The following is a 24,825-nucleotide window of genomic DNA, read 5'->3' as shown; positions in this document are numbered from 1 at the left end:
TTTTTTGTTGATAACGATTAATTAGCTGCTTTGCTTAATCCATAAGTCGATTTCACTTTCTAGTACATCTAATGGTACTGGACCATTTTTAAGTACTATGGTGTGAAAATCGCGAATATCGAACTTATCGCCAAGGGCTTGTTGCGCCTTATCTCTTAATGCTAGCAACTTAATCATACCCACTTTGTAAGCCGTTGCTTGTGACGGCATCACGATATGACGCTCAACCATTTTAACCGCATCTGACTTGGCGTTTGGCGTGTTAGATACGTAGTACTCAATAGAGTCTTCACGGTTCCACTTTTTAGCGTGAATACCTGTATCGACTACCAGTCGGCATGCGCGCCATAGCTCCATTGCGAGACGACCAAAATCTGAGTATGGATCTGAGTACATGCCCATTTCTTTCGGGAAATACTCGCTGTAGAGACCCCAACCTTCAATGTAGGCTGTATAGCCACCAAACTTACGGAATTTTGGTACGCCCTCAAGTTCTTGGGCAATGGCAATTTGCATATGGTGACCCGGCGTACCTTCATGGTAAGCAAGCGCTTCCATTTGGTACTTTGGCATCGCCTTCATGTCATATAGGTTGGCGTAGTATGTACCAGGACGGCTACCATCCGGTGACGGGTTACTGTAAAAGGCTTTGCCAGCCGACTTTTCTCTAAAGGCTTCTACCTGCTTAACAATCATTGGTGCCTGAGGTTTTATTTTAAAGACCTCGTCAAGTCGGCCGCTCATGGTATCAATAAGTGCTGTCGCTTCACTTAAGTAAGCTTGGCGCCCTTTATCGTCATTGGCATAGTAAAACTGTTCATCATCACGCATAAATTTAAAGAATTCAGTTAATGAACCTTCAAAGTTAACCTTTTTCATAATGGCGCGCATTTCACTATGAATTCGAGCCACTTCAGCTAAACCCAACTCATGGATCTCATTCGCAGTCATATCGGTTGTGGTCGTGCGCGCAAGGGCATTGTTGTAGTAGCTGTCACCTTGAGGAAATTTCCATGCGCCATCACGGGTATCGGCTTTGGTTTCAAGCTTAGTCATATAAGCAATTAACTGGTCATATGCAGGTTTAACATCTTCTATTAGCGCCAGTTTAGCTTGACGCAATAAGCTTTCTTTATCGCTATCGCTGATTTCAAGCTTTGATACTTTACGTTTAAAGTCGCTCCACAATGCACTGTCTTGGCTATCGCTGGCGGAACTGAAAGGCGCACCGTTGATAATGTTTTTACTGTCATTAATCACGTAAGGAAAGACGAACTTAGGCGCGATAATACCTTTGTCTTCACGGATTTCTAGGGCTGTTTGTAATTGCGATAAACGCTTAGGTACACCTTGAAGACGGCTAATATAAGCTTTTGCATCTTCTACATTGCCAATCTGATGTTGGTTAATTAAAAACGATGCAATCTGTGAGTGGCCACCATACATCTGGTTAACCGGATAACTATGGTAGCGCCACTTATCGTCTTTAATGCTTTGCTCAAGCTTCTGGGTCAGTAGCTTATAGCTAAGTAAAGTCTGTCGGTCGAGTTTACTGGTGTTGACTTGCTTTAGCTGGGCTAAATGCTTTTTATCGCGGGCAAGGGCTTCATCATCGGCAGCATCACCCATTTCGTCCCACTTGTCATAATCGGTTTTAATACCTAAATGGGTTTGCGAGATAGGGCTCGCCATGACATTTTCCATGAAAATGTTTTCGAATAAGGCATTGGCTTTTTGTGATTCAGTTTCTGCCTTGTGAGCAACGCTCTCACTTGGACTTAATTGGGCTATCGAGGTAGGAGCGGCAACCGCTGTGGCACTAAATGCCATAGAGAGTGAGAGGGCGATAAAGCTAATATTTGTTTTTATAGGCATTTTTTAGGCTTCCTTAGAATTATGATTGTTATCCTAAAGAAGCTGTCGGTTAATTTTTTGATCTAAGTGTTAGTAAATGTGTCTGATGTTGGGTGTTTGAATTTATTAGCTATTAAATTCAATTGCTTAAGTTTAATTCTGCGTGTTAGTAAGATTTAAAGCTCACTATAAAAACTGTGACAGCAGCTCATTGACGAATAGATGACCTTTACTGGTCAGTTGCCAATGTTCATTAGATTCGGTCATTAAACCTTTAGCACAAGCTTGCTTAATCCCTTCACGAATTGTGTCGCGGCTAAGCCCGGTGCGCTGCTCAAACTCAACCTTTGGAATAGGGCTCATTAAGCGAAGGCGGTTCATCAAGTATTCTAGCGGCCTATCTTCTTGCTCTACTTCAGTGGTTTCATAGCAATAATCAGTTGCGCTTAAATAACCTTTAGGGTGCTTTATTTTAACGGTGCGGACAATTTTGCTGTCATCAAGATTGCTAGGGTTAATTTGGGTGATTTTACCGTGGGCGCCACAACCAATTCCTAAGTAGTCACCAAACTGCCAATAGTTGAGGTTATGTTTGCATTGGTAGCCTTCTTTAGCGTACGCAGAGATCTCGTACTGCTGATAACCAAGCGCCGCTAAACGTTTTTGTCCTTGCTCATAGATCTGCCATAGATTTTCATCATCTGGTAACTGTGGTGGCTTGGAGTGAAACAGGGTATTTGGCTCAATCGTTAACTGATACCAAGATAGGTGCGGCGGCGCTAATTCTGCGGCGGTTTCAATATCGGCTAATGCTTCGTCAAAACTCTGATCAGGCAGGCCGTGCATCAAGTCTAAGTTAAAACTTTGATAGCCAGAAACCTTTGCTTTTTGTGCAGCAACTTGCGCTTCGTTTTTATCGTGAATGCGCCCAAGTAAATTGAGCTTATCGCTAGAAAAACTTTGTACGCCAATAGATAAGCGAGTGACACCCGCTTTGTTATAAGCTTCAAAATCATCATGTTCTAATGTGCCAGGGTTGGCCTCCATGGTGATTTCGATATTGTCGCTAAAAGGGATCAGTGCATCGACTTCTGTTAGTAAACGGCCAATGTGTGCGGCGTCAAATAAAGAAGGCGTGCCGCCACCGATAAAAATGGTGTGAAGCTGTCTGCCTTGCACATAATGTAGGTCTTGTTTGAGATCATTAATCAGTGCATCAACATATTCAGTTTGCGGTAATTCACCATGTTGGCCATGGGAATTAAAGTCGCAATAGGGGCACTTTTGTACACACCAAGGAATATGAATGTATAGGCTTAACGGTGGCAGGGTTAGCATTAGTTAAAGATACCTTGTTGCTTCATTGCTTCAATTAATAACACGAGTGCTTTACCACGATGGCTCAGTTTGTTTTTTTCATCTGAGCTAAGTTCAGCAGCTGGGCATTCATGCTCAGCTGGAATAAAGATAGGATCGTAGCCGTGACCATTGTCGCCTTGTGGAGCAAAACCTATTGTACCTTCCCAAGATGCTTGGCAAATAATAGGAGTTGGATCTTTAGCGTGACGCATATAAACCAATACACATTGAAAGCGTGCACTGCGCTGGGTTTGCCCATCAAGTGCATTGAGTAACTTGGTATAGTTTTGCTCATCCTTTGCGCCTTCTCCTGCATAGCGCGCAGAGTATATTCCTGGTGCGCCTTGCAAGAAATCGACCTCAAGACCTGAATCATCGGCAATAGCAGCATGGCCAGTCACTTCAGCGGCATTTCTCGCTTTGATAATGGCATTTTCTACAAAGGTGGTACCAGTTTCAGGCACTTCAGCTACATTTAATGCGCTTTGAGCTAAAATTTCAACGCCGTAATCAGCCATTAATTCTGAAAATTCTTTTAATTTACCTTTGTTACCACTAGCAAGGACGATTTTATTCATGGGGAGCCTGTAGGTGAGTCATAAAATAATGGCGGCAATAATAGCTGAGATAAGGGATTTTCGATAGTAGATAGGCAACAAAAAACAGGGCCGTTTAGCCCTGTTCTATGATGTTTGCTGAGTGCTACTCTACGTAAAACTTTTGTTTAAAAGTAATTGTAGTATTAAGCTGTTTTTCATATTTTACTGCAATTTTAAAATTGATTTCTTGATCGTCACGATAAGGGACTTCAGCGATATAGTAGATTGAATCACCTTCACGAATTTCTCTAAATTTCAGATCAATTCTGGCATCCAGCAGATTATTAGCGACGCCTGAAAGTTCAACCGGTACCGCAGGGTTTCCTTCTTCACTAGTATCGAGTACCGCGATATTGATAATCCCTGTGTAACTACTGCGCTTGATACCATAGGATTTAGCGATACTTGGGGTTAGAAAAGTACTACTAAGAGCGACGTAGTGAATATCAAAGTTACCCACTTTTTCTTTTTGTTCGGCAAATGCAGTGCTGCTGATACAAAAAAACAGTAGCAGCATAGTCGTTAATGAACGGATCATATTAGCTTTCCTTAGAACGATATCTTGTTAACAGTATAGAACTTAGTTGGGCCAAACGCTTTAAACTTCGAATCACTATAAGGTTACAAAAGGTTTTGTATTTCAATAGGAATGAGCTTTGGCGTTGTGATTTTGACTTGTTTATGGCGCCCCATCTGACCTTTAATAATTTCAATATCGCCTTTAGGAACCTTAAATGCTTTAGAGAGATACTTGGTGAGATGAGCATTAGCTTTGCCATCAACAGGTGGAGCGGTAATGGCTATTTTGATTTCTTCGCCGTGTAGACCAACGATTTGATCGCGACTTGCCTTAGGCTGAATATAAAGTTGTAGCAGCAGGTTACCCTGCTGCATCAGTGCTGGAGTCACTATACGCTAGCCCAAAATGGTACGTATTGCGCCAATAAAATATTTAAAAAGTTAAGAATGATCATCATCACTAACAGTGATAAATCTAAGCCACCCATAGGTGGTAAAATGCGGCGAATAGGGGCAAGTAATGGCTCTGTTAACTGACCCATGACCATTTCAATCGGATTACCGCCTTGGCTTACCCAGCTCAAAATTGCTCGTAGAATTAGCATCCAGAAAAGCAATACACCGGCTTCTTTAATCACTGATACAAGTGAAATTAACAGCAAGCTCGGCACGTTAATCGCAGCGCCTGCCATCAAGCTTAAGATTACAAACTTTAACACGACAACGCTGATAGCTAGGACAAACGAAGCCGTGTCGAAGCTGCCAAACGAGGGTAATACACGGCGCATCGGGCCGACAATTGGGTGTGTAGCTTTAACAATAAATTGGCTAAATGGATTATAGAAATCGGCTCTAGCGAGTTGTAGCCAAATACGCAGTACCACGACCATTAGGTACAGGTCGAATACTGTGCTTATTAGAAAACTAAATGCATTCATCTATTTACTCTACTTGTTTAATTTAAATTAGTACTGCTTTGCCATTTCTTCAGCGCGGGCGATGCAATTGCTCATTGCGCTGTCGACTAGGCCTCGTAAATCACCTTTTTCAAAGGTCTCGACAGCTTGTGCCGTAGTGCCACCTTTTGAAGTCACATTGGCTCTAAGTTGCGCCAAGCTTACATCTGGGTTTTGTTTAACCATTAACGCTGCACCCAGTGCTGCTTGTTGTGCCATTTCTCTAGCGGCGACTTCTGACATACCACCTTTGACCGCACTTTCCACCATAGATTCTAAAAATAGGAAGAAATAAGCAGGAGAGCTCCCAGCAAGGGCGATAACTTGGTTTAAGTCTGCTTCTTTTTCAACCCAAACGGTTTCACCACCGGTTGCCATTAAGGTTTCGCAAATGGCTTTTTGCTCGGCAGAGATATCGTCGCCAGCATAAAGTCCTGTTAAGCCTACACCTATTTGCGTTGGTGTATTAGGTATAGTGCGTATTAGTTTGATCTCTTGCTTAAAAAAGTCACCGTAGCGCTTGGCTGTGACACCTGCGGCGATGGTGATAATCAGTTTGTTAGATAGATCTAAGCCACTAAGCTCTTCACCAACAACTTCCATAAAGTGTGGTTTTACGCCTAGCACAATTACATCTGCATTTTGCGCGGCGCTAACGTTGTCATTAGACACATTAATACCAAAGTCACTGACCATGGCATCTAGCTTAGGTTGGCTTGGGTTTGTGGCTTCGATAAGAGCTGGGTTGTAACCACTTTTCACTAGACCGCTAACGATACTGCGGGTCATATTACCTGCGCCAATAAAGCATACTTTTTGTTGTGTCATGAAGATCTCTTTTTGTTTTAGTTGGTATATAGCTACTTTAGTTATTAATGTTTGGGCTGAATCGTTAAATACAAGCTGCAGCGGTAAAAATAGCTGCCGCAGCGATTTATTCTAATACGACTTTAATCCATTTTATATTGCTGTTTTTACTCGTGGTATAAATTACACGTTATAATTTCGTTCGCCAAAAATAGCACTACCAATACGCACCATAGTTGAGCCATGGTCTACAGCAAGTTCTAAGTCATTGCTCATACCGACAGATAGCGTGTCGACAGTGTCAAAGCGCTGTGCAAGTTGCAAATATAAGTTGTGCAGTGCCGCTAATTCCTGGCTCGCCGTTTGCTCATCAACATCGGCTGATGGAATTGCCATTAAGCCGCGCAATACCAAATTAGGTAGCGCTGCTAAGCTATCAGCCAGTGCTAACACTTCAGTTGCAGCAACGCCTGACTTACTCGATTCATTACTGATATTGACCTGAATACAAATATTAAGCGCCGGCATATCGTCTGGACGCTGCTCACTTAAGCGCTTAGCCACTTTTTCACGGTCAACTGTATGCATCCAATCAAACAGGCTAGCGACCACTTTGGTTTTATTGGATTGTAAAGGACCGATAAAATGCCACTCAATATCCGGGTACTCTTGGCTAAGTGAATTGATCTTCATTTCACCTTCCTGGACGTAGTTTTCACCAAAGCGACGCTGACCAGCCTGATAGGCTTCGATGATGTATTCATTCGGCTTGGTTTTACTCACTGCGAGCAGTTGTACATCTTCTGCCCGACGAGAGGCATTTTGCGCAGCTTGAGTGATTCGATGCTGGGCGATTGCGAGTCTGTCTGTTATTGTTGTCATCTTGTAAGTTTTTGGTTGAATGGATATCCCAAACTATGGAAATCACAGAGTTACTAGCCTTTAGTGTAAAACACAATGCGTCAGATCTACACCTTTCTGCAGGTGTTTCTCCCATGATCCGCGTCGATGGCGAAGTAAGAAAGATTAATTTGCCTGCATTAGATCATCAAGGTGTACATAGTCTCGTCTATGACATCATGAATGATAAGCAGCGCAAGGACTATGAAGAACATTTAGAGATAGATTTCTCATTTGAAGTGCCAGGGCTTGCGCGTTTTCGTGTTAATGCTTTTAACCAGTCTCGTGGTGCTGCAGCAGTATTTCGTACCATTCCAAGTGATATTTTGAGTTTGGAGCAGTTAGGTGCACCAGAAATCTTCAAAAAGATCTCCAGCTTTCCTCGTGGTCTAGTATTGGTTACTGGCCCAACAGGTTCAGGTAAAAGTACCACTTTGGCGGCGATGATTGATTACGTCAATGAAAACCGCCATGACCACATTCTTACGATTGAAGATCCGATAGAATTTGTACATCAAAACAAGCAATGCTTGATTAACCAGCGTGAAGTACATCGCCATACTCATAGTTTTAATGCGGCGCTTCGTAGTGCACTTCGTGAAGATCCGGATGTCATCTTAGTCGGTGAAATGCGAGATTTGGAAACGATTCGTTTGGCTATGACGGCAGCTGAAACCGGTCACTTAGTATTTGGTACCTTGCATACCACTTCTGCTGCGAAAACTATTGACCGTGTGGTCGATGTATTCCCTGAAGGTGAAAAAGGCATGGTACGTACCATGCTGTCAGAATCCTTACAGGCGGTAATTTCACAAACACTGATTAAGAAAGTCGGTGGTGGTCGAGTGGCCGCCCATGAAATCATGATGGGAACACCTGCAATTCGTAACCTTATCCGTGAAGATAAAGTCGCACAGATGTATTCAGCGATTCAAACGGGTATGGCACACGGGATGCAAACGCTTGATCAATGTTTACAGAACTTAGTTAATCGCGGCCAAATTTCTCGTGAAGACGCTATGGCGAAGAGTTCAAACAAGCAAGCAAACTTTTAATAGGAATCGTTAGTCTATGGATGTTAGTCCGTTTTTAAAAGTAATGATTGATCGTAAAGCATCGGATCTGTTCATTACCGCAGGTTTTCCGCCTAGCGCTAAAATCGATGGTGAGCTGCAGCCTTTAGGTGAGACTGCCTTTACGCCCGCTCAGTCTCTCGATTTTGTTGAGTCATTAATGACGGATGTACAAAAGCAGGAGTTTCATGAGTCCCGTGAATGTAACTTTGCATTCTCTGCGAAAGATCTAGGGCGTTTTCGTGTCAGTGCGTTTTGGCAACGTGAATCACCTGGTTGTGTTATGCGCCGAATTGAAACTCAAATTCCTGATGTAGATGATTTGATGTTACCGCCAATCCTAAAAGATTTGGTGATGAGTAAGCGTGGTTTAGTGATTATGGTTGGGGGGACTGGTACTGGTAAGTCTACCTCACTTGCTGCCTTAGTTGGTTATCGTAATACCTATGCCAAGGGCCACATTCTTACTATTGAGGACCCTGTGGAATTTGTGCATGACCATAGGCAGAGCATTGTTACTCAACGTGAAGTAGGCATCGATACTGAGTCGTTTGATGCCGCGCTGAAAAGCTCATTACGTCAGGCGCCAGATGTGATCTTGATTGGTGAAATTCGTAGCCAAGAGACCATGGAGTTTGCACTGTCTTTTGCTGAGACGGGGCATCTATGTATGGCGACATTACACGCCAATAATGCCAACCAAGCGCTCGACCGTATTATGCACTTAGTGCCAGAAAGTAAGCATCACCAACTATTGTTTGATTTGTCATTAAACTTGCGCGGTATTGTGGCGCAGCAGCTAGTGCCTAAAAGCGATGGTACCGGCAGACGCGCGGCAATTGAGGTGCTGATTAATACGCCGCGGGTGGCGAGTTTGATTGCTAAGAATGAGCTGCACTCGCTAAAAGAAACCATGTCGAAGTCTAATGAACAAGGCATGCAGACTTTTGACCAAGCATTATTAAAGCTTTATACCGATGGTGAAATTAGTTACGCCGATGCACTGCATCATGCTGACTCACCAAATGATTTACGCTTGATGATTAAGCTACAAAGTTCAGATCCTACCAGCAGTAGTTCGATGGATGGCGTAACGCTGAATTTAGACTAGTTGGCTTGAGTGATTTTATTATTCAGAGTTAAATTAAGCAAAAACTGGCAATATTTTATTGCCAGTTTTTTGTTGCTGTTGATCTTTAAGTAATTTTAAACGTATCAGCACATAACATTTTTAAGTTTAGGGAGTTACCTTGGCTAAGTATTCTGGGTTGACCAAAGAGGTCGGACATAAACAGCGTGGCAAAACCGGTGTGCTACTGATGAATTTAGGCACGCCAGACGAACCTACTGCGTCATCGGTTAGGCGATATTTGGCGGAGTTTTTAGCTGATCCGCGTGTGGTTGAGATCCCGAAACTAGTGTGGATGTGTATTTTGCACGGGATTATTTTACGTGTCCGTCCAGCAAAGTCTGCGGCGCTTTATCAGCAAGTGTGGACCGAGCAAGGTTCGCCACTTATGGATATTACCCGTCGTCAGACACAAAAGTTAGCCAGCCATTTTGAACAAGCTGGTGAAGATGTATCAGTAGAGTTTTGTATGCGCTATGGTGAGCCGTCAGTAGCAGCAACGCTGAAAAAAATGCATCAGCAAGGCGTTGATAAAATGGTGGTGTTGCCGCTATATCCGCAATACGCTGCGCCAACCACAGCATCGGCATTTGACGCGATAGCAAAAGAACTAACCAGCTGGCGCTATCTGCCTGCGCTGCACTTTATTAATACTTATCATGATCACCCAGACTTTATTGATGCGTTAGCAGCGTCAATTGCAAAAGACTTTGAGACCAATGGCAAGCCGAAAAAACTGGTATTGTCGTACCACGGTATGCCTGAGCGTAATTTGCATTTGGGCGATCCTTATTATTGTTTCTGTATGAAAACCACAAAGCTGGTGGTGGCAAAGCTTGGATTGGCTGAAGATGACTACATCACAACTTTCCAGTCGCGTTTTGGTAAAGCCAAATGGTTAACGCCATACACAGATGCAACGATGGAGTCATTGCCTGGGCAAGGGGTTAAAGATATTGCGGTTGTCTGCCCAGCATTTAGCGCCGATTGCCTAGAAACCCTTGAAGAAATCGCTGGTGAAAACCGTGAGATTTTTGAACAGGCGGGCGGCGAAAACTATCGTTATATTGCGGCGCTAAACGACGATGACGCGCATATTAAAATGATGGCTAATATTGTTAAGCCGCATATTTAGATTTTCTTAGGGTTACAGAAAGCAAAAGGGAGGCTAAGCCTCCCTTTTATATTGAGCCAATCTTTTTACTGATTGGTACTACTCGCCGTATTGATTCTCAAAATAACTTTCAACAATTAATACTGCAGACATAGCGTCAACTTGGCCTTTGGTCAGCGCTTTATAACCGCCCATCTCAAATAGTCTGGCTTTGGCATCCGCAGTGGTTAGACGTTCATCTTGGGTAGCAACCTTTACGCCAAAGCGACCGCTTAAACGGTTGGCAAACTTGCGCGCTCTTTGGGTCATCTCTTGCTCAGTGCCATCCATATTGAGTGGCAAGCCTACAACTACGAGATCAGGTTTCCACTCTTCAATCAATGCGCCAATCTCTTCCCATTTAGGGATGCCATCTACAGCCTTAATTGATAATAGTGGTCTTGCGCTAGCAGTGAGCTCTTGTCCAATCGCAATACCAATACTTTTAGTACCGTAATCAAATCCTAAGACGCTTTTATCGCCCATTTAAGTTTATTCCTATCTAATAATCTATCTTGAATTGGCGTTATTACGCATGCCCTGCAAGATTGGAGAGCTGCCAGATATCAAAGCCTAGTGATTCAGTGGCTTGTTGCCAGCGTTGCTCATGTTCTACATCGAACAACAACTCTGGAGTGGCGGGGATTGATAGCCAAGTATTTTCAATAATTTCTTGTTCAAGCTGACCACGTGTCCAGCCTGCGTATCCTAAGGCAATAAGAAACTTTTCGGGGGCTTTATTTGAGCCTAAACAGGTCAATACATCTTGCGATGTCGTCAGCATAATCCCATTGGTGATCTCGTCGCTATTATTCCAACCGTCTTGGGTTGTATGTAGCACAAAACCTCGCTCTGGGTTAACCGGGCCACCAAGGAGTACTTCACCTTCGATGCCAGTTACTGGCGTTGGATCTTCATTTAGCTCCATTTGCTCCAGTAGCTCATCGACAATAATGCCACTTGGCTTATTGACGACAATGCCCATTGCCCCTTTTTCATCATGCTCACAGATGTAGATCAGTGACCGTTCAAAGTAGGTATCTTGTAATGATGGCATCGCAATTAAAAAGTGGTTTTGTAAACTGTCCATAGACTTTTTCATATCAGCTCGCTATTAACCACCAGCCAATTTAACGGTGTAATTAAGCTTTTCAAGCAAGGTTTTGATCTGCTCACGATTATCCGTTTGCACTTCAATATTGAACTCTTTTACCGTGCCACCACAACCGCATTGTTTTTTGAGTTTTTGCGCGAGGGCTTTTAGCTCTTTCTCTGGTAAGGCTAAGCCTTTAATGACCGAAACACCTTTACCTTTACGGCCTTTACTGTCTTTATGAATTCTAACAATACCATCACCCTCAGGTGCAGATTGAGTTTGTTTTTCAGGTGCAATTCTACCGACGTCGGTGCTATAGACTAAAGAAACGTTTGGATCGGATTTCATATATAGGGTCATTGATGAGCGAATAGCGCCAGTTTAGCAAAGTTACAGGGCTTACGGGAGTATTAGAGTGGGGAAACTTATACTGAATAGTATGTGCTGCTAGAAGTATAGGGCATTTCTAGCAGCGGTTATCGATTAGAGATAAAGCGCAAGCTCAATAAGCAGTGATGCAAATGTTAACGTAGCAAGCAGTGCAATATATTTGTGAGTATTGGGTAAGGCAATAGCACAAGAGGTTAAGATAAAGCCAATTGCAGTACCTGCAAAGTGGGTTACCGGGGCGCTAGCAATAGCAATTACCACCCAACTGAGGACTATTACAGGTAGGATGACTAAAGAGTGCTTACCAAGTTTATCGACAGTAGAAGCTTGTGAGTCTGCTTGATTGGTCACTTTTTCAGGTGTGATAATAAATACAATACTTGCGATAGCAAAAGCCGCGATAAACCAAGACATAATGATGGCCAATAGTGAAGTAAGTGATAATCATTATCATTTAGTGCTTTTCTGAAGTCAAGCTTAATAGAGAGTGTATTTACTAAAAATTGAGTTGTAGATTAATAAATTGCTCTGTAAGCTGAATAATAAGCGTTCAAAATCTGTAGATTTTTTTGGAGAAAACATGAAAAAGTTATTGGTCATTATTACAGCGCTAGCATTAAGTGCATGTAGCTCACTTAAAACAAGCTCAGATTATGATCCAGGGGTAAACTTTAATGAAGTGAAAACCTACGCATGGGTAGAGAAGAAAACCGCTGATGCGACTTATCATTTAGATGGATTAATGGATCAACGTGTGCGCAAAGCGGTTGATGATCAGCTACAGCTTAAAGGCTTAACGCCAAGCGACGCCGAAACTGCTGATGTATTAGTTAACTACCTAACTAAAGTCGATAAGAAAATTAATGTTGATACCTTCAACACTAACTACGGCTATAACCCTTATTACGGTCCAGGTTGGGGCTGGGGTGGCGGTGTAGGTCATACACAAACCACTGTACGTGAATATGAAGTCGGTACCTTAATTCTTGACTTAGTTAATGCTGAAACCGGTAAGTTAATCTGGAGAGGCTCTGTAGCCGATACCATGCGCGATAAGGACACACCTGAAGAGCGTGTTGAAGTGGTTAACGAAGCGATTGGTGCGTTACTGTTAAATTATCCACCAAAACCAGATGCTAAGTAAGTTTCAAGCAACGACATAAAAACGGCCAATAGGCCGTTTTTTTCTGTCTCGAATGTCGGTCTTGAATCTTCAACAGCTAGGCAAAATGCGCCAGTGAATCAGGTATGCTGGCTAACTGTAAATTCCTAAGACCTAGAGACTGTAACGCGGTTAAGTTTTCTATTTCATTAGGCAGCTCAGTTAGCAAGGAATAGCTTAAATCTAGCTTTACTAGGTTAGTGAGTTTGCCGATCTCTTTAGGTAATATCTCAATCTCACTGCAGTATAGATTAAGCTCTTTTAGTTGCGCTAAATTGCCAATTTCTGCGGGTAAATTGTTTAGGCAGACATTATCAGATAAATCTAACTTTTCTAGTGATGTGAGTTTGCCAATCTCTTTAGGTAGCGCCACTAAACAACAACCATTTAGGATTAATTCTTTTAAATGGATTAAATTACCTATCTCTGCAGATAACTCTTCGATATCGTCACATACGCTAGAGAGATCTAACTTTTCAAGTGATGTAACCCCCCAAATCTGCTCTGGTAAAGCATCCTTTTCGCAACAGATAAAATCTAATTCTTTTAAATTAGGCAAATCAGTAATTTGACTTGGTAGTGTAGTCATTGCTGGATATGCGATTTTAAGCGCTGCTAAAGAGACTAGGTTGCCGATCTCTGCTGGTAGTCGCTCAGTCCCTGACATGTCTAATTCAAGTTCTTTTAGCTTCGTTAACTGGCCTAGCTCTTTAGGTAGCTCAATGACCTCTGTGCCGGATAAATGCAATATTTCGAGTGAGGTTAGCTGAGCGATTTCTGGGGGCAAGATTTTAATTTCTCGGCCTATTAATTTAAGCTCGATTAGCGTTTTACATTGCTGCTCATTGGTGAGCAGCGTCGCTAAGGCTTCGGCTGTATTTATTTCCATTGGCTTCCTTATGGCGCTTTATTAAATAAACAACATAGTGCTGCAAGGTTTTGCTAGTTAAGTAAGCCGCGCATTAAGGCTCTAACTTGCTTATTAAACTCATTTTCGCAGCGGCTTTTATGTTGAATAACATCGACGTTAGCCTGCCAACCTAGTTGTTCAAAATCAATCTTAAGCTTGCAAAGTTGCTTAGCAGCTATCGCTTCTTCACAAAGGTGAAGCGGTAATAAAGCCCAGCCAAACCCAGCTTTAGTTAGTTCAAACAGCATGTAGTAGTTATCGGCATGCCACACATCCGGTGAATGCGGTGTGTTAAACCAACCGGTATGGTTTCCTTTTGAGCCGATTAATAGTTGGCGATGCAATTTGAGCACGTCGATATGTGATGACGTATCTTGCGCTAGAGGGTGTTCAGGGCTGACTAATAATTCAAATTGAACCGCGCCTAAGGATTCAAAATCCAAGCTTGGCGGGTAGGTTAATTCACTAAACACAATACCTAACTGAGCCCGCTTGCTATCCACTAGATGAATAATATCCATGCTTGATGCTGATAACAGCTCAAGCTCCAGTTGCGGATACTGACTTGATAGACTTTTAAGTAAGTTGGTGAATTGGTTGTAGGGGATAGCTTCATCTACGGCAAGGCTAAGCTTTAACTCGTCTTGTTTATCGAGAGCTTCTACTTGCAAGTTAAGCCGCTGATGCTGAGCAATAACGGCTTTGGCTTGAGGTAGCAGTTGTTCACCCGCTTTGGTGAGTATGGGATAGCGACTACTTCTATCAAACAGAGTCTGATTAGTGTCGACTTCGAGGTTGATGATGTGCTGACTTATTGCCGACTGCACTTTGCCAAGTTTTCTTGCCGCTGCTGAAAACGAGCCTGTCTCAACGGTAGTGACGAATGAATAAAGCTGCTCAATGGATAACATATCAGTAAAAGTGATGGTATGTAATTTTTAACCATCGTAGTTAAAGATGATAATGACTGCAACTTAACTGAGAGCAATTTGTTATGACTTTTAAAGATAGGATTATCCACGCAGTTCTTTTCGAAGCGATAGCATTGGCTATCATAGTGCCGGCAGCGAGTTTGTTTTCGGGCAAACAAGCGAGCGCCATGTTAGCTGTTGGTGTGGGTATGAGCTTGTACACTGTGGTTTGGAATTATTTTTATAACCTTTGGTTTGATAAGCAGTTTGGCGCTGACAGAGTTAATCGAAGCTTAATGACTCGCATTGGGCATACTGTAGGCTTTGAAGGCGGATTAGTTTTTGTTACTGTGCCGGTAATTGCATGGTTCTTGGGGATTACTTTATTGCAAGCCTTAGTATTAGAAGCTGTATTTCTAATTTTCTTTTTCTTCTATGCCGTGGCATTTAACTGGTGTTACGACAATATTCGCTTAAAGCTAAAGCAAGTGTAGTTGCCTGCTTTTGTGCTAGCGCGTTAATTTCATCTGCAGCGCTGTTTGCCGTTAACTTGACAGGTTGACGGCTTTTTTGTTTACGCCATATCAGTTTGTAAGTTATTTAGAAGGATGTCGCGGAGACCAGTCCTTTAGGCAAATATCGAAAAATGACAGATATTAACTATGCTTGTAATGCATAAGTTAATTAATTGGCTGTGTTTTTGTGTTTGTTGAGGGTAAAATGTTACCGGCTGATATTCTGCAGTTGGTTTCATTATTGCGCATAATGCCTTTGATAATACAAACATAGGTTTGAAATGATAGGTGGCGATAATGAGAACGTTACTGTGTGTAGTAATAACAGTTCTTTTGTTTTCAGCAAATGTAACGGCTAAACCATGGCTTGATTCCGATCTCGATGGTGTGCCAGATAAAAAAGATGGCTGTGTTAATACACCGAGTTTTGAACCCGTTGATGCCAGTGGTTGCAGTGTTAACCAAATCAATGCACAGCAAATGCAGCGCCTAAATATTATGCCTCAATTGTGCTTTACAACCAGTATAGGCCAATTGTACCCGAGCGTATGCACTGAGGACTCTGCTATTGCAGTTAGGTTTGAGTTTGCCAAGGCGCAGGTATTGATGTCACAACAACAGGTATTTCAAGTAGTAAGCCGTTGGTTGAAGTCGACTAAAGTGCCGCTAGTTTTAGTGGGTCATACTGACTCAATTGGAACACCTGGATTTAATCAGCAGTTGTCGCTTGCCAGAGCAGAACAAGTTAAATATATATTGGTGCAGCAGTTCGGTATTGCTTCTAATCGATTTCAGGTTAAAGGCATGGGCAGTCGCTTACCTGTTGCCAATAATCAAACTGAATATGGACGAGAGCTAAATCGCCGCGTCGAATTTATTGTAAAAGCTCAATAGTTTAATCGTTATACAGCCTGTTAGCTAAATAGTTATATTTATAATTTAAGGGAGTACATACATGGATAACCTGCAAGGTTTAATGGACCAAGCGCCAGAACTGATCGTTACTTATGGCATGAAAGTCGTCTTTGCCATTGTTATTTTTATCATCGGTAAGTTCTTATCGAATGTTGCTAAAAACTTAACGACTAAACTGCTGAAAAAGCGCAAGGTCGACAATACTGTTGTGTCGTTTGTTGCCAATATAGCTTGGTCATTGGTGTTTGTGTTTACTATTGTCGCGATGCTTGGACAGATTGGTGTACAAACAGCGTCATTAGTTGCTGTTATTGGTGCCGCAGGTTTAGCGGTCGGCTTAGCGCTGCAAGGCTCGCTGTCTAACTTTGCTGCTGGCGTATTGATGGTGCTATTTAGACCTTGCCGTGTTGGTGATTATGTTGAAGCGGCAGGCATTGCCGGAACGGTAGATGAAATCACTATCTTTTCAACTAAGCTACTTACCCCTGACAATAAAGTGATTATTGCACCAAACTCAGCAATGATGGATGGTACGATTATTAACTATTCAACGATGGAAACTCGCCGCTTAGATTTGGTGATTGGCGTATCTTACGATGCTAATTTGGCCGAGACCAAAAAGGTGCTGACTAACATTTTAGAAAATAGCCAGTACGTGCTTAAAGACCCAGCTTACACAGTTGCGGTAGCTGAGCTTGCTGACTCATCAGTTAACTTTGTGGTTCGCCCATGGGTTAAAGGCTCTGATTACTGGCCAGCACACTTTGAAATTCTAGAGCAAATTAAAGTGGCGCTTGATGAAGCGGGTATTGGCATTCCATATCCACAAATGGATCTGTATGTAAAAGAAACACCAGCGGCTTAATCGATTTATTGATTAAAGTGATGGCTACAAAAAAGGTCGGCATATGCCGACCTTTTTTATGTCTGTAGAACCATTATTTTGGATTAGTGTGCGTTATCTGATTGGTATTGATAATCAAATTTTGGCATTGACCATTTGTAGCGAATAGCCAGCATTCTAAAGCTAAAACCAAACACTAAAGAGATAGTCAGGTTTATCCATTCCGGTACGCCGTTGAACTTCATTGCAACGTAAGCGGCTGCCGTTAGTAGCGCAACTAAGGCGTAGAGTTCTTTTTTGAAGATTAGTGGTACTTGATTGCACAAGATATCGCGGATCACCCCGCCAAATACGCCAGTAACAACGCCCATAACGATAGCTATCTCAGGGCTAAAACCGAGTAATAAGGTTTTTTGCGCACCAATAATCGAAAATACTGCCAGACCAATAGCATCAATGGCTAAAAATAGTTTAGACAGATGACGCATAAGCGGTGCAATCATTACTGTGAGTAATGAGGCTGCAGCAATAGCAATCAAATAATGGACATTTTCAATCCAAATTAACGGGTAGTTGCCGAGTAAAATATCGCGCAAGGTGCCACCGCCAATTGCTGTTACACAACCTATTATGACTACCCCAAACAGGTCCATCTGTTTTTTACCTGCAGCCAGTGCGCCAGTCATTGCTTCGGCAAGAATACCGATAAGCCATAAAAAGCTGATAACTTTAACTTCTAACATGTTCTGCACTAGCTAAATAAAAGGGAGACGATTTTGCCTGTTTTTAGCGGTAAAAGACAATGATAAAAGTTGAATTATTGCATTATATTTTCTAATGCTTTTTATTCTTGGTGTGATTTCGATCTACATATCTAAAGGTATTTGTTAAATTTTTGATTAGATTTATGATTTATATATCTTTGTTTTATTCATATTTGATGCGTATAGAATAAATGAGGTGGATACCGCTTGTTTACTGCAGTTTGTAAACTTTAGTTTTTTGCTGGTGATCGCCAGCACCTCGCAGTAGTATTAGGCTGTTTATTAAAATTCCAGATCAAGATACTTGAGGTTTACAATGATTGATTTTCGCAGTGATACGGTCACTAAGCCAACGGCTGCTATGCGCACCGCTATCAGTCAGGCTGAAGTTGGGGATGATGTTTATGGCGATGATCCAAGTGTTAACTACCTTGAGGATATGGCCGCTGAGATGTTTGGCTATGATAATGCCCTATTTACCTCTTCTGGTACGCAGGCAAACTTGCTGGCATTAATGGCGCATTGTGAGCGTGGTGACGAGTATATTTGTGGCCAACAAGCTCACAATTATAAGTTTGAAGGCGGCGGGGCAGCTGTATTAGGCAGTATCCAGCCACAACCTTTAACCAACCAAGCAGATGGCACTATTTTGCTGGCAGATATTGAAGCGGCAATTAAACCAGATGATGTTCACTTTGCGCGTACCCGCTTACTAAGCCTAGAAAATACCATTGGCGGCAAAATTGTACCGCAGGCTTATTTGGCTCAAGCACAAGCATTAGCGTTTGAGCGTGGATTGAAAATTCATCTAGATGGTGCCCGCGTTGCAAACGCAGCCGTTGCGCAAAACATCCCGATGACTGAGATTACTCAGTATTTTGATTCAGTGTCGATTTGTCTTTCAAAAGGTTTATGTGCGCCAGTAGGTTCTATTTTATTGGGGGATGAACGCTTAATTACTAAGGCGCGTCGTTGGCGGAAAGTGCTTGGTGGCGGTATGCGTCAAGCGGGTATTCTAGCCTCTGCTGCAACATTAGCATTAACTGAGCAAGTAGAGCGCCTAGCAGAAGATCATGACAACGCAGCTTATTTAGCTCGTGAGTTGGCCAATATTGAAGGCTTCACGGTTGATATGTCACAAGTGCAAACCAATATGGTATTTGCAGAGGTCAATGACGAAATTAATGTTAAAGCGTTAGCCGTTGATCTAAAAGTCAAAGGTATTCTAATTAGTCCTGGCAAGAAGATCCGCTTGGTTACCCACGCAGATATTTCACGAGCTGACGTCGAACGCTTTATTGTTGAATTAAAAGGGTTGTTGCACCGCGCTTAATTTGCCTGCAGCTATCGCGTAAAAATAAAACCTAGGCATTGCCTAGGTTTTTTGTTTGTAGCCATGAGTGACAAGCAAGTTGCCATGCTTGTTGCGTTAGTGCTGGTGGCTGTTGCTCGATAATTGATTACCTTGGCTATCGTAAAAACCTGAGTTGCCATGCTGAATAAAGCCTTGATGGATCATCTCGGCAATAAAAGGGTCGGACTCATTATCACCCACATCAGCAAAATCTAAGTCGCGGTAATTCGCAGTGAGTGCAGAAAATGCTTTATCTGAAAGTGTTTTTATAGCCACTAATTGGTACTGTTGCTGCATGCCATCTTGATGGATATGCATGTTTGCAGGCAGTGCTAAATGTCCTACCCAATCAATCTCAAATTGGCTATGGCCTAACTGACCTTGGTAGTACTCGCTAGCAGGGCAGACGTCATTTATCACATTATTAGCGGTTGGCTTAACTTGAGTTAGCGATTGCAGTGCACTTGGTGGGATAAGGTGGCTCAGTTGCTCATAATCAAAATGCATGTTTAACGAGAGTAAGTCTCCTTTGCGGTAAGAGATAGAGCGCTGCTGAGCAGGAAAATAACGTACATATTCACCATTAGCGTCCCAAAGCTCAAAGCTGACAGGGCTGCGCTGGTAAATCACTTGGTCATTATTTCTTAGTAAGGTGATGGTTTTTTGCTGACCTGCATTATTGGTGACAATGTAAGTGGCACTCACATGCGTTGGCTTAATTGCATCGCATTGTTCTGTGGGTGCTGGTTGCACTTTACTAATATCAGTACTAATGCTGGCACTGGAATGAGCGTGGGCAAGATTGGGCAGAGTGCTGACTAAAATAGTCATTAAACTGCTGTAGATAAAGCTACTGAAAACGGTAGATTTTGCAAACAATGGCTTTTGTTTAGTGCTGTTTGCCTTAAAGCCCGTTGTTGGAAAAAAGTATGAAACTAGCATATTCGATCCTAAAGAGATAAGGGTTATGTTGCCGAGTTATTTAGCTTAGTTATTTAGCTGGGAAAGTTAGTAGATAAAATAATGCCACCGAGTCAGCCCCGGTGGCGTTGATAAACCCACAGATTGCGATTTACTGCGAGGCTTCAGCTTTACTAACCAGGCTGCCTGCATGATTCATTACATGGAACAGGTGGTTTTGCTCAACCGTACCTTGGATTAAATGCGCGCCAGGACCACTTGCAAAAATCCCCACATCTTCACCTGCATGGGTTTCGCTGCTTAGTGGCACCAAAGCTTCTTGATGAAAGCCAGGGCTTTGGGTGTCGACATAGTTGAGGTCGAAACGCCCAGGAGCTTCAGCGTAGCCATAGCGCTCATCGCCACCGGTTTCAAGATTGGCGTAGCCGCGACCGTTGGCATAGCCCACTGTTGTGTATGGCAGGCCATTGGCATCAGTTGCATTGGTCACAGCAGGCTGACCGTCAGAGCCGTTACCTTTAACCAAGCCTAAAATTGGATTACCACGGGTTGGATAGCCCGCAATGGTAAACACATGGCTATGGTCGGCTGTCACCATAAGTAAGGTATCTTTTGTAGAGGTTTTTTCCATGGCAACACGCACTGCTTCAGACAGGGCAATGGTATCGTGTAAAGCGCGGGCAGCATTACCAGCGTGGTGAGCATGGTCGATACGACCAGCTTCAACAATCAGTACAAAGCCTTTATCGTTTTTCTGCAAAATATCGATAGATTTAGCGGTCATTTCAGCCAGCGATGGCTCGCCGGTTACACCTGCTGTGGTGCGGTCGAATTCATATTCCATATGCGACGAGTTAAACAAGCCTAATGCGTGATCTGTGGTTGCTGGATCAAGCGCTAAAAACGCGTCACGGTCGGCAACATAAGCAGCGTTGGTGTATTTGCTGAGCCACTCTGTGGTTAAGTCGCGGTTATCTTCACGACGACCAGACTTACCCTCGGGGTCAGTAATAGTGGTTGGGATGAACGAGCGACGACCGCCACCCATGACTACGTTTATACCGCTACCGTAATCAAAATCAAGCAACTGTGCAGCAATGTCGCTGCAGCCATTGGCAACGGCTTCATCAGGCAAATCAGCGTCATTTTCCCAATTACGCTCAGGTGCATGGGCATAGGTCGCTGCCGGTGTTGCGTGGGTAATGCGAGCGGTTGATACCACACCCGTTGATAACCCTGCCATCGCGGCAAGCTCTAATGATGTCACTAGATCTTGGCCTTCGGTGGAGGCGCAGTTACCGCGAGTCACACCTTCAGCCTGAGCAATAACACCTACATCGGTTTTAACACCTGTCACCATGGCAGTCATGGTGCCGGCAGAATCTGGCGTCTGGCCATCAACGTTATAGGTTTTTGCTAGGCCCACATAAGGTAAGGTTTCAAACGACAGTGAGTTTTCCTCACCAGTTTGCCCTTTTAATTGACCTTCAAGAATGCGCGCTGCTGTCACGGTTGAAATTCCCATACCGTCACCGACAAATAGAATAATGTTCTTTGCTGCGCCAGCTTCATTATTCACTGTTAACTCTTGAGCTTGGGTGACACGAGATTGCCCATCAACATACCATTGGTTAACGGCAGTCCAGTCTTGACCATTTTCACCTTGGTCACCTTTGTCACCATCATCGCTACAAGCTGCCAGACCTAAGATTGCAGACATGCTTAATACCAGTAATTTTTTATTCATTTTAAACTCCATAAATGGGTACTTTTTCTGGACCAAAGCCAGTTAAAATCAGTAGAGGTTCGATATTGCTAAAGATTTAGTACTCATCTTTTTAGTATTTGGTTCCACCAAGCTCTTGAGCTTGATTGATGATGTGGTAGATAACATTTTGCTCCATAACACCTTGAACAAGGTCGGAGCCAGGACCCATTGCATGCAAGGTAATATCTTCACCTGCGTGGGTTTCACTGCTAGTTGGCACTAATGCTTGTTGCTTGAACTCTTTATCTTGGGTATCGACAGAGCTTAAGTCGTCACGAATACCGACAACGGCGCCAGGGCCATTGGTGTATCCAACTGTGGTGTATGGTTTACCATCCTTAGCGATAGTGACGTTGCCATCGATACCATGAACAAGGCCCAAGATTGGGTTACCGCGTTTTGGGTAACCAGCAATGGTGAATACATGGCTGTGGTCGGCGGTGACCATGATTAAGGTTTCTTCTGGATTGGTGTTTTCAACTGCTGCGCGAACAGCGTTTGATAGCTCGACGGTATCCATCATGGCGCGATAAGCATTACCGGCATGGTGAGCATGATCGATACGACCTGACTCAACCACTAGCAGGTAGCCATCGTCATTCTTGTTGAGTAATTCAATGGATTTAGTGGTCATCTCTGTTAGCGATGGTTCACCTGCAACGTCGTCTAAACGTTCTGCTTCATACTGCATATGCGATGAGTTAAATAGACCTAACAAGTGATCGGTTGCGCTAACATCAATGGCATCAAAACCGGCTTTATCCCAAACATAAGCTGAGTTGCTTAAGTTGTCGGTCCAAGCTTGAGTCAGGTCAACACCATCGGCGCGGCGGCCTGTTTTACCTTCGCCATCGGTTGTATCCTGTGGAATAAAGTTACGGCGTCCGCCGCCAAGTGCAACCGTTAGCGCATCACTTTCATCTCGCATAACCAGTTGATAAGCGATGTCTCGACACTCGTTGGCTAGGGCTTCATCGGGTAAGTTTGAGTCAGCTTCCCAGTTACGCTCTGGTGAATTAGCATAAGTTGCAGCGGGGGTTGCGTGAGTAATGCGCGCTGTACTCACTACACCGGTAGATAAGCCCTTAGCGTTTGCTAAGTCGACTAAGGTGATTAACTCATTGCCTTTTGAAGAGAGACAGTTGGCTCGTAGGCTGGTATCCGATACTGACAGCACGCCGGCTTTTGACTTTACGCCCGTCGCCATTGCCGTCATGGTGCCTGCTGAATCTGGGGTTTGTTGGTTGGTGTTATAGGTTTTCACTAACGCTGTTTTAGGGAATTGCTCAAAGCTTAAGAAGTTTTCTTCGCCGCCTTGATTACCAGCTTGTTGTTGGCCCTCAAAAATGCGCGCTGCAGTTAAGGTTGATACCCCCATACCGTCACCCACAAATAAGATCACATTTTTAGCTTTAGTTGGTGTGCTCTGTTGGGTTTTGTCACTAACAAGCTTGGCGCTGTCTTTATACCATTGGCTGTCTGTTTGGGTGCTGGGTAATACTGCAGCGTTAGCTGCGATAGGTGCGAGACTACAAGAGATAATCACAGCTATTTTTTTGATTTTATTCACTATTGTCACCGTAAATTAGTAAGGTTTATATAAGGTTTCCTTGTGGCGCAGTGATTGTCAGTGACAAGCATGACGTTATTGAGTCGAATTTATGTCGTTTTTGTTGCTAAGCTAAAATTGACTCAAGCAAACTGAAGATAGAGGTTTAATAAACCGAGCCATAATGAAACGCTGTAATAAAAAGCACGCAGCGACTAAGCAGGCTTTATCAATATCACGGTTGGTATATTGCTTAGGCATAAGCCCTACTTTGGCGCAATAAAGCGCTAAAACAGGGCAGTATATTTAACTGAGGTGAATCTAGGATTATATAAACTGCTGATTTAGAAGACTTAGAAAACCTGGCTGTATATTTGCTACTCCTTATTAGGTATTTAACAGGAGTAAGGAATTTAATATGAAATACTATAGCCGCCGTTTTATAAAGCCGGAACATCTTAATCCAGCAAACTTTCTCTTTGGTGGTCAACTGTTAAGTTGGATTGACGAAGAGGCTGCAATTTATGCTGGTTGCCAAATGAAAAGTCAGCGTCACGTTACCAAGATTATGAATGAAATTAATTTTATTGCGCCCGCAAGGCAAGGGGATGTGATTGAATTTGGTCTGGAGCTGATCAGTGCCGGCGCGACCTCGATAACCATTAGCTGTAAGGTGCGTAATAAGCTGACTCATTTACCTATTGCCAGTATCGACAAAATTGTCTTTGTGCATGTTAATGAGCAAGGTTTACCAACGCCCCACGGTATGCGCGCCAATGCCGCCTAGTGTGTAACTGATGAGTTAACAAGCGAATAAAAACCAAGGCTCAATATTGAGCCTTGGTTTTATATTTTGTCTGATACTTTGTATTAGTAAAGTCTGCTCAACAGCTAGTCTTCGCTAAGATCTTGTTTCACCGATTTAACTGCATCTCTAGAAGCGTGGCCGATATCTGTGGTGACTTCTTTAGTGGTGCTGCCGATTTGACGACCAGCTTCTTTGAGTTCTGCACAACCGCTAATGGCCAAGCTGCATAATAGTGCGGCTGCTAAAGTTAATTGTTTCACTGAATGATATTCCATTTCTTATTAGATTGCGGGCATATTGCCAGCAATTTATAAGCTGCGCTAGGGTAAGGGATCACGTTATCAGAGCAGCCTTGCAATAAAGGCTGGATATATTTTTTGTGCTTGTTGCGACAGGGGAGCCTGTTTGAGCTTGTAGCTGAGTCGCTATCAATCGCCTCCAGCGGCGCATGTGCAGATACTGTTGAAGCTCGCCTCAGGTTAGACTTCGTCTAACAACTAAAGTCGTGGGATTCCATCCCACACCCGGGCAAGGAGGACTGCTCGTCCTTATCCTCCTTGCATCCACCA

At 43.2% G+C, this 24,825-nt stretch carries 28 protein-coding genes; 9 read left to right on the top strand and 19 right to left on the bottom strand.

Going from position 1 to position 24,825, the window contains the following annotated elements; genetic code table 11:
• Positions 1-21 precede the first annotated feature (21 nt).
• The 8 genes from L2748_RS18845 to L2748_RS18810 all read right to left on the bottom strand — a co-directional run bounded on the left by L2748_RS18845 (position 22) and on the right by L2748_RS18810 (position 6,976).
• Complete coding sequence (locus tag L2748_RS18845; protein WP_220781899.1) at positions 22-1,875, bottom strand: DUF885 domain-containing protein; 1,854 nt, start codon at positions 1,873-1,875, stop codon at positions 22-24.
• A 165-nt stretch (positions 1,876-2,040) separates the two neighbouring features.
• A complete protein-coding gene (gene hemW, locus L2748_RS18840; RefSeq protein ID WP_220781898.1) occupies positions 2,041-3,192 on the bottom strand; it encodes a radical SAM family heme chaperone HemW in 1,152 nt (383 codons plus the stop codon).
• Positions 3,192-3,791, bottom strand: a complete 600-nt coding sequence (rdgB, locus tag L2748_RS18835) for an RdgB/HAM1 family non-canonical purine NTP pyrophosphatase (RefSeq protein ID WP_220781897.1) — start codon at positions 3,789-3,791, stop codon at positions 3,192-3,194. The genes hemW and rdgB overlap by 1 nt, the downstream gene beginning before the upstream one ends.
• Before the next feature lie 124 nt (positions 3,792-3,915).
• Positions 3,916-4,350, bottom strand: a complete 435-nt coding sequence (locus L2748_RS18830) for a DUF4426 domain-containing protein (RefSeq protein ID WP_220781896.1) — start codon at positions 4,348-4,350, stop codon at positions 3,916-3,918.
• An 83-nt stretch (positions 4,351-4,433) separates the two neighbouring features.
• A complete protein-coding gene (yggU, locus tag L2748_RS18825) occupies positions 4,434-4,706 on the bottom strand; it encodes a DUF167 family protein YggU (RefSeq protein ID WP_276521631.1) in 273 nt (90 codons plus the stop codon).
• A gap of 14 nt (positions 4,707-4,720) precedes the next feature.
• Positions 4,721-5,269, bottom strand: coding sequence for a YggT family protein (locus L2748_RS18820; RefSeq protein ID WP_220781894.1), 549 nt, complete (start codon positions 5,267-5,269; stop codon positions 4,721-4,723).
• Between the two features lie 27 nt (positions 5,270-5,296).
• Positions 5,297-6,115, bottom strand: a complete 819-nt coding sequence (proC, locus tag L2748_RS18815) for a pyrroline-5-carboxylate reductase (RefSeq protein WP_220781893.1) — start codon at positions 6,113-6,115, stop codon at positions 5,297-5,299.
• A 162-nt stretch (positions 6,116-6,277) separates the two neighbouring features.
• Positions 6,278-6,976, bottom strand: a complete 699-nt coding sequence (locus tag L2748_RS18810) for a YggS family pyridoxal phosphate-dependent enzyme (RefSeq protein WP_220781892.1) — start codon at positions 6,974-6,976, stop codon at positions 6,278-6,280.
• Between the two features lie 35 nt (positions 6,977-7,011).
• Between L2748_RS18810 and L2748_RS18805 the strand changes: the two genes are divergently transcribed.
• The 3 genes from L2748_RS18805 (at position 7,012) to hemH (ending at position 10,331) form a co-directional block, all read left to right on the top strand.
• Positions 7,012-8,049, top strand: a complete 1,038-nt coding sequence (locus tag L2748_RS18805) for a type IV pilus twitching motility protein PilT (protein ID WP_220781891.1) — start codon at positions 7,012-7,014, stop codon at positions 8,047-8,049.
• Positions 8,050-8,065: 16 nt separating this feature from the next.
• A complete protein-coding gene (locus tag L2748_RS18800) occupies positions 8,066-9,178 on the top strand; it encodes a PilT/PilU family type 4a pilus ATPase (protein ID WP_220781890.1) in 1,113 nt (370 codons plus the stop codon).
• A gap of 139 nt (positions 9,179-9,317) precedes the next feature.
• Positions 9,318-10,331 (top strand): ferrochelatase, encoded by a 1,014-nt coding sequence (gene hemH / locus L2748_RS18795; RefSeq protein ID WP_220781889.1) that lies wholly within the window; start codon positions 9,318-9,320, stop codon positions 10,329-10,331.
• Between the two features lie 78 nt (positions 10,332-10,409).
• Here the strand turns inward: hemH and ruvX are convergent, their stop codons facing one another.
• From ruvX to L2748_RS18775, 4 genes are all read right to left on the bottom strand, one after another.
• Positions 10,410-10,835, bottom strand: a complete 426-nt coding sequence (gene ruvX / locus L2748_RS18790; RefSeq protein WP_220781888.1) for a Holliday junction resolvase RuvX — start codon at positions 10,833-10,835, stop codon at positions 10,410-10,412.
• A gap of 43 nt (positions 10,836-10,878) precedes the next feature.
• The gene (locus L2748_RS18785; RefSeq protein ID WP_220781907.1) at positions 10,879-11,439 is read right to left on the bottom strand and encodes a YqgE/AlgH family protein; all 561 of its coding nucleotides are present in this window, start codon (positions 11,437-11,439) and stop codon (positions 10,879-10,881) included.
• A 24-nt stretch (positions 11,440-11,463) separates the two neighbouring features.
• Positions 11,464-11,793 carry a stress response translation initiation inhibitor YciH gene (gene yciH / locus L2748_RS18780; RefSeq protein ID WP_220781887.1) on the bottom strand — a complete coding sequence of 110 codons (330 nt, stop codon included), beginning with the start codon at positions 11,791-11,793 and terminating at the stop codon, positions 11,464-11,466.
• Positions 11,794-11,928: 135 nt separating this feature from the next.
• Positions 11,929-12,249, bottom strand: a complete 321-nt coding sequence (locus tag L2748_RS18775; RefSeq protein ID WP_220781886.1) for a hypothetical protein — start codon at positions 12,247-12,249, stop codon at positions 11,929-11,931.
• A 166-nt stretch (positions 12,250-12,415) separates the two neighbouring features.
• Here L2748_RS18775 and L2748_RS18770 point away from each other — a divergent pair, with 166 nt between their 5' ends.
• Positions 12,416-12,979 (top strand): DUF4136 domain-containing protein, encoded by a 564-nt coding sequence (locus L2748_RS18770; protein ID WP_220781885.1) that lies wholly within the window; start codon positions 12,416-12,418, stop codon positions 12,977-12,979.
• Positions 12,980-13,055: 76 nt separating this feature from the next.
• Here the strand turns inward: L2748_RS18770 and L2748_RS18765 are convergent, their stop codons facing one another.
• Together L2748_RS18765 and L2748_RS18760 are read right to left on the bottom strand one after the other, a co-directional pair.
• Positions 13,056-13,886, bottom strand: a complete 831-nt coding sequence (locus tag L2748_RS18765; RefSeq protein ID WP_220781884.1) for a leucine-rich repeat domain-containing protein — start codon at positions 13,884-13,886, stop codon at positions 13,056-13,058.
• A gap of 53 nt (positions 13,887-13,939) precedes the next feature.
• Positions 13,940-14,818 carry a LysR family transcriptional regulator gene (locus L2748_RS18760; RefSeq protein ID WP_220781883.1) on the bottom strand — a complete coding sequence of 293 codons (879 nt, stop codon included), beginning with the start codon at positions 14,816-14,818 and terminating at the stop codon, positions 13,940-13,942.
• An 83-nt stretch (positions 14,819-14,901) separates the two neighbouring features.
• Here L2748_RS18760 and L2748_RS18755 point away from each other — a divergent pair, with 83 nt between their 5' ends.
• The 3 genes from L2748_RS18755 to L2748_RS18745 all read left to right on the top strand — a co-directional run bounded on the left by L2748_RS18755 (position 14,902) and on the right by L2748_RS18745 (position 17,113).
• Positions 14,902-15,312: a PACE efflux transporter gene (locus L2748_RS18755; RefSeq protein WP_220781882.1), complete on the top strand. Its 411-nt coding sequence runs from the start codon at positions 14,902-14,904 to the stop codon at positions 15,310-15,312.
• Positions 15,313-15,630: 318 nt separating this feature from the next.
• On the top strand, positions 15,631-16,227 hold the full coding sequence (locus tag L2748_RS18750) for an OmpA family protein (RefSeq protein ID WP_220781881.1): 597 nt from the start codon (positions 15,631-15,633) through the stop codon (positions 16,225-16,227).
• A gap of 61 nt (positions 16,228-16,288) precedes the next feature.
• Entirely contained in the window at positions 16,289-17,113 is an 825-nt protein-coding gene (locus L2748_RS18745) for a mechanosensitive ion channel family protein (RefSeq protein WP_220781880.1), read from the top strand.
• An 83-nt stretch (positions 17,114-17,196) separates the two neighbouring features.
• On the opposite strand, the gene L2748_RS18740 is transcribed toward L2748_RS18745, so the two are convergent.
• Positions 17,197-17,835: a trimeric intracellular cation channel family protein gene (locus tag L2748_RS18740; protein ID WP_220781879.1), complete on the bottom strand. Its 639-nt coding sequence runs from the start codon at positions 17,833-17,835 to the stop codon at positions 17,197-17,199.
• A gap of 337 nt (positions 17,836-18,172) precedes the next feature.
• Here L2748_RS18740 and ltaE point away from each other — a divergent pair, with 337 nt between their 5' ends.
• Positions 18,173-19,189 carry a low-specificity L-threonine aldolase gene (gene ltaE / locus L2748_RS18735; RefSeq protein ID WP_220781878.1) on the top strand — a complete coding sequence of 339 codons (1,017 nt, stop codon included), beginning with the start codon at positions 18,173-18,175 and terminating at the stop codon, positions 19,187-19,189.
• A gap of 96 nt (positions 19,190-19,285) precedes the next feature.
• On the opposite strand, the gene L2748_RS18730 is transcribed toward ltaE, so the two are convergent.
• The 3 genes from L2748_RS18730 to L2748_RS18720 form a co-directional block, all read right to left on the bottom strand.
• On the bottom strand, positions 19,286-20,152 hold the full coding sequence (locus tag L2748_RS18730) for a hypothetical protein (RefSeq protein ID WP_220781877.1): 867 nt from the start codon (positions 20,150-20,152) through the stop codon (positions 19,286-19,288).
• Positions 20,153-20,282: 130 nt separating this feature from the next.
• Complete coding sequence (locus L2748_RS18725; RefSeq protein WP_220781876.1) at positions 20,283-21,878, bottom strand: alkaline phosphatase family protein; 1,596 nt, start codon at positions 21,876-21,878, stop codon at positions 20,283-20,285.
• A 91-nt stretch (positions 21,879-21,969) separates the two neighbouring features.
• Positions 21,970-23,469 carry an alkaline phosphatase gene (locus tag L2748_RS18720; protein ID WP_373317224.1) on the bottom strand — a complete coding sequence of 500 codons (1,500 nt, stop codon included), beginning with the start codon at positions 23,467-23,469 and terminating at the stop codon, positions 21,970-21,972.
• Between the two features lie 397 nt (positions 23,470-23,866).
• Between L2748_RS18720 and L2748_RS18715 the strand changes: the two genes are divergently transcribed.
• The gene (locus L2748_RS18715) at positions 23,867-24,235 is read left to right on the top strand and encodes an acyl-CoA thioesterase (RefSeq protein ID WP_220781874.1); all 369 of its coding nucleotides are present in this window, start codon (positions 23,867-23,869) and stop codon (positions 24,233-24,235) included.
• A gap of 104 nt (positions 24,236-24,339) precedes the next feature.
• Here L2748_RS18715 and L2748_RS18710 read toward each other — a convergent pair whose 3' ends face one another.
• Positions 24,340-24,516 carry a hypothetical protein gene (locus L2748_RS18710; RefSeq protein WP_246616187.1) on the bottom strand — a complete coding sequence of 59 codons (177 nt, stop codon included), beginning with the start codon at positions 24,514-24,516 and terminating at the stop codon, positions 24,340-24,342.
• Between the last annotated feature and the right edge of the window lie 309 nt (positions 24,517-24,825).

The organism is Shewanella sairae (assembly GCF_023283535.1).
GTDB lineage: Bacteria > Pseudomonadota > Gammaproteobacteria > Enterobacterales > Shewanellaceae > Shewanella > Shewanella sairae.
The sequence above is the reverse complement of the archived record's forward strand: the minus strand, read 5'-3'. Positions and strand labels throughout refer to the sequence as shown.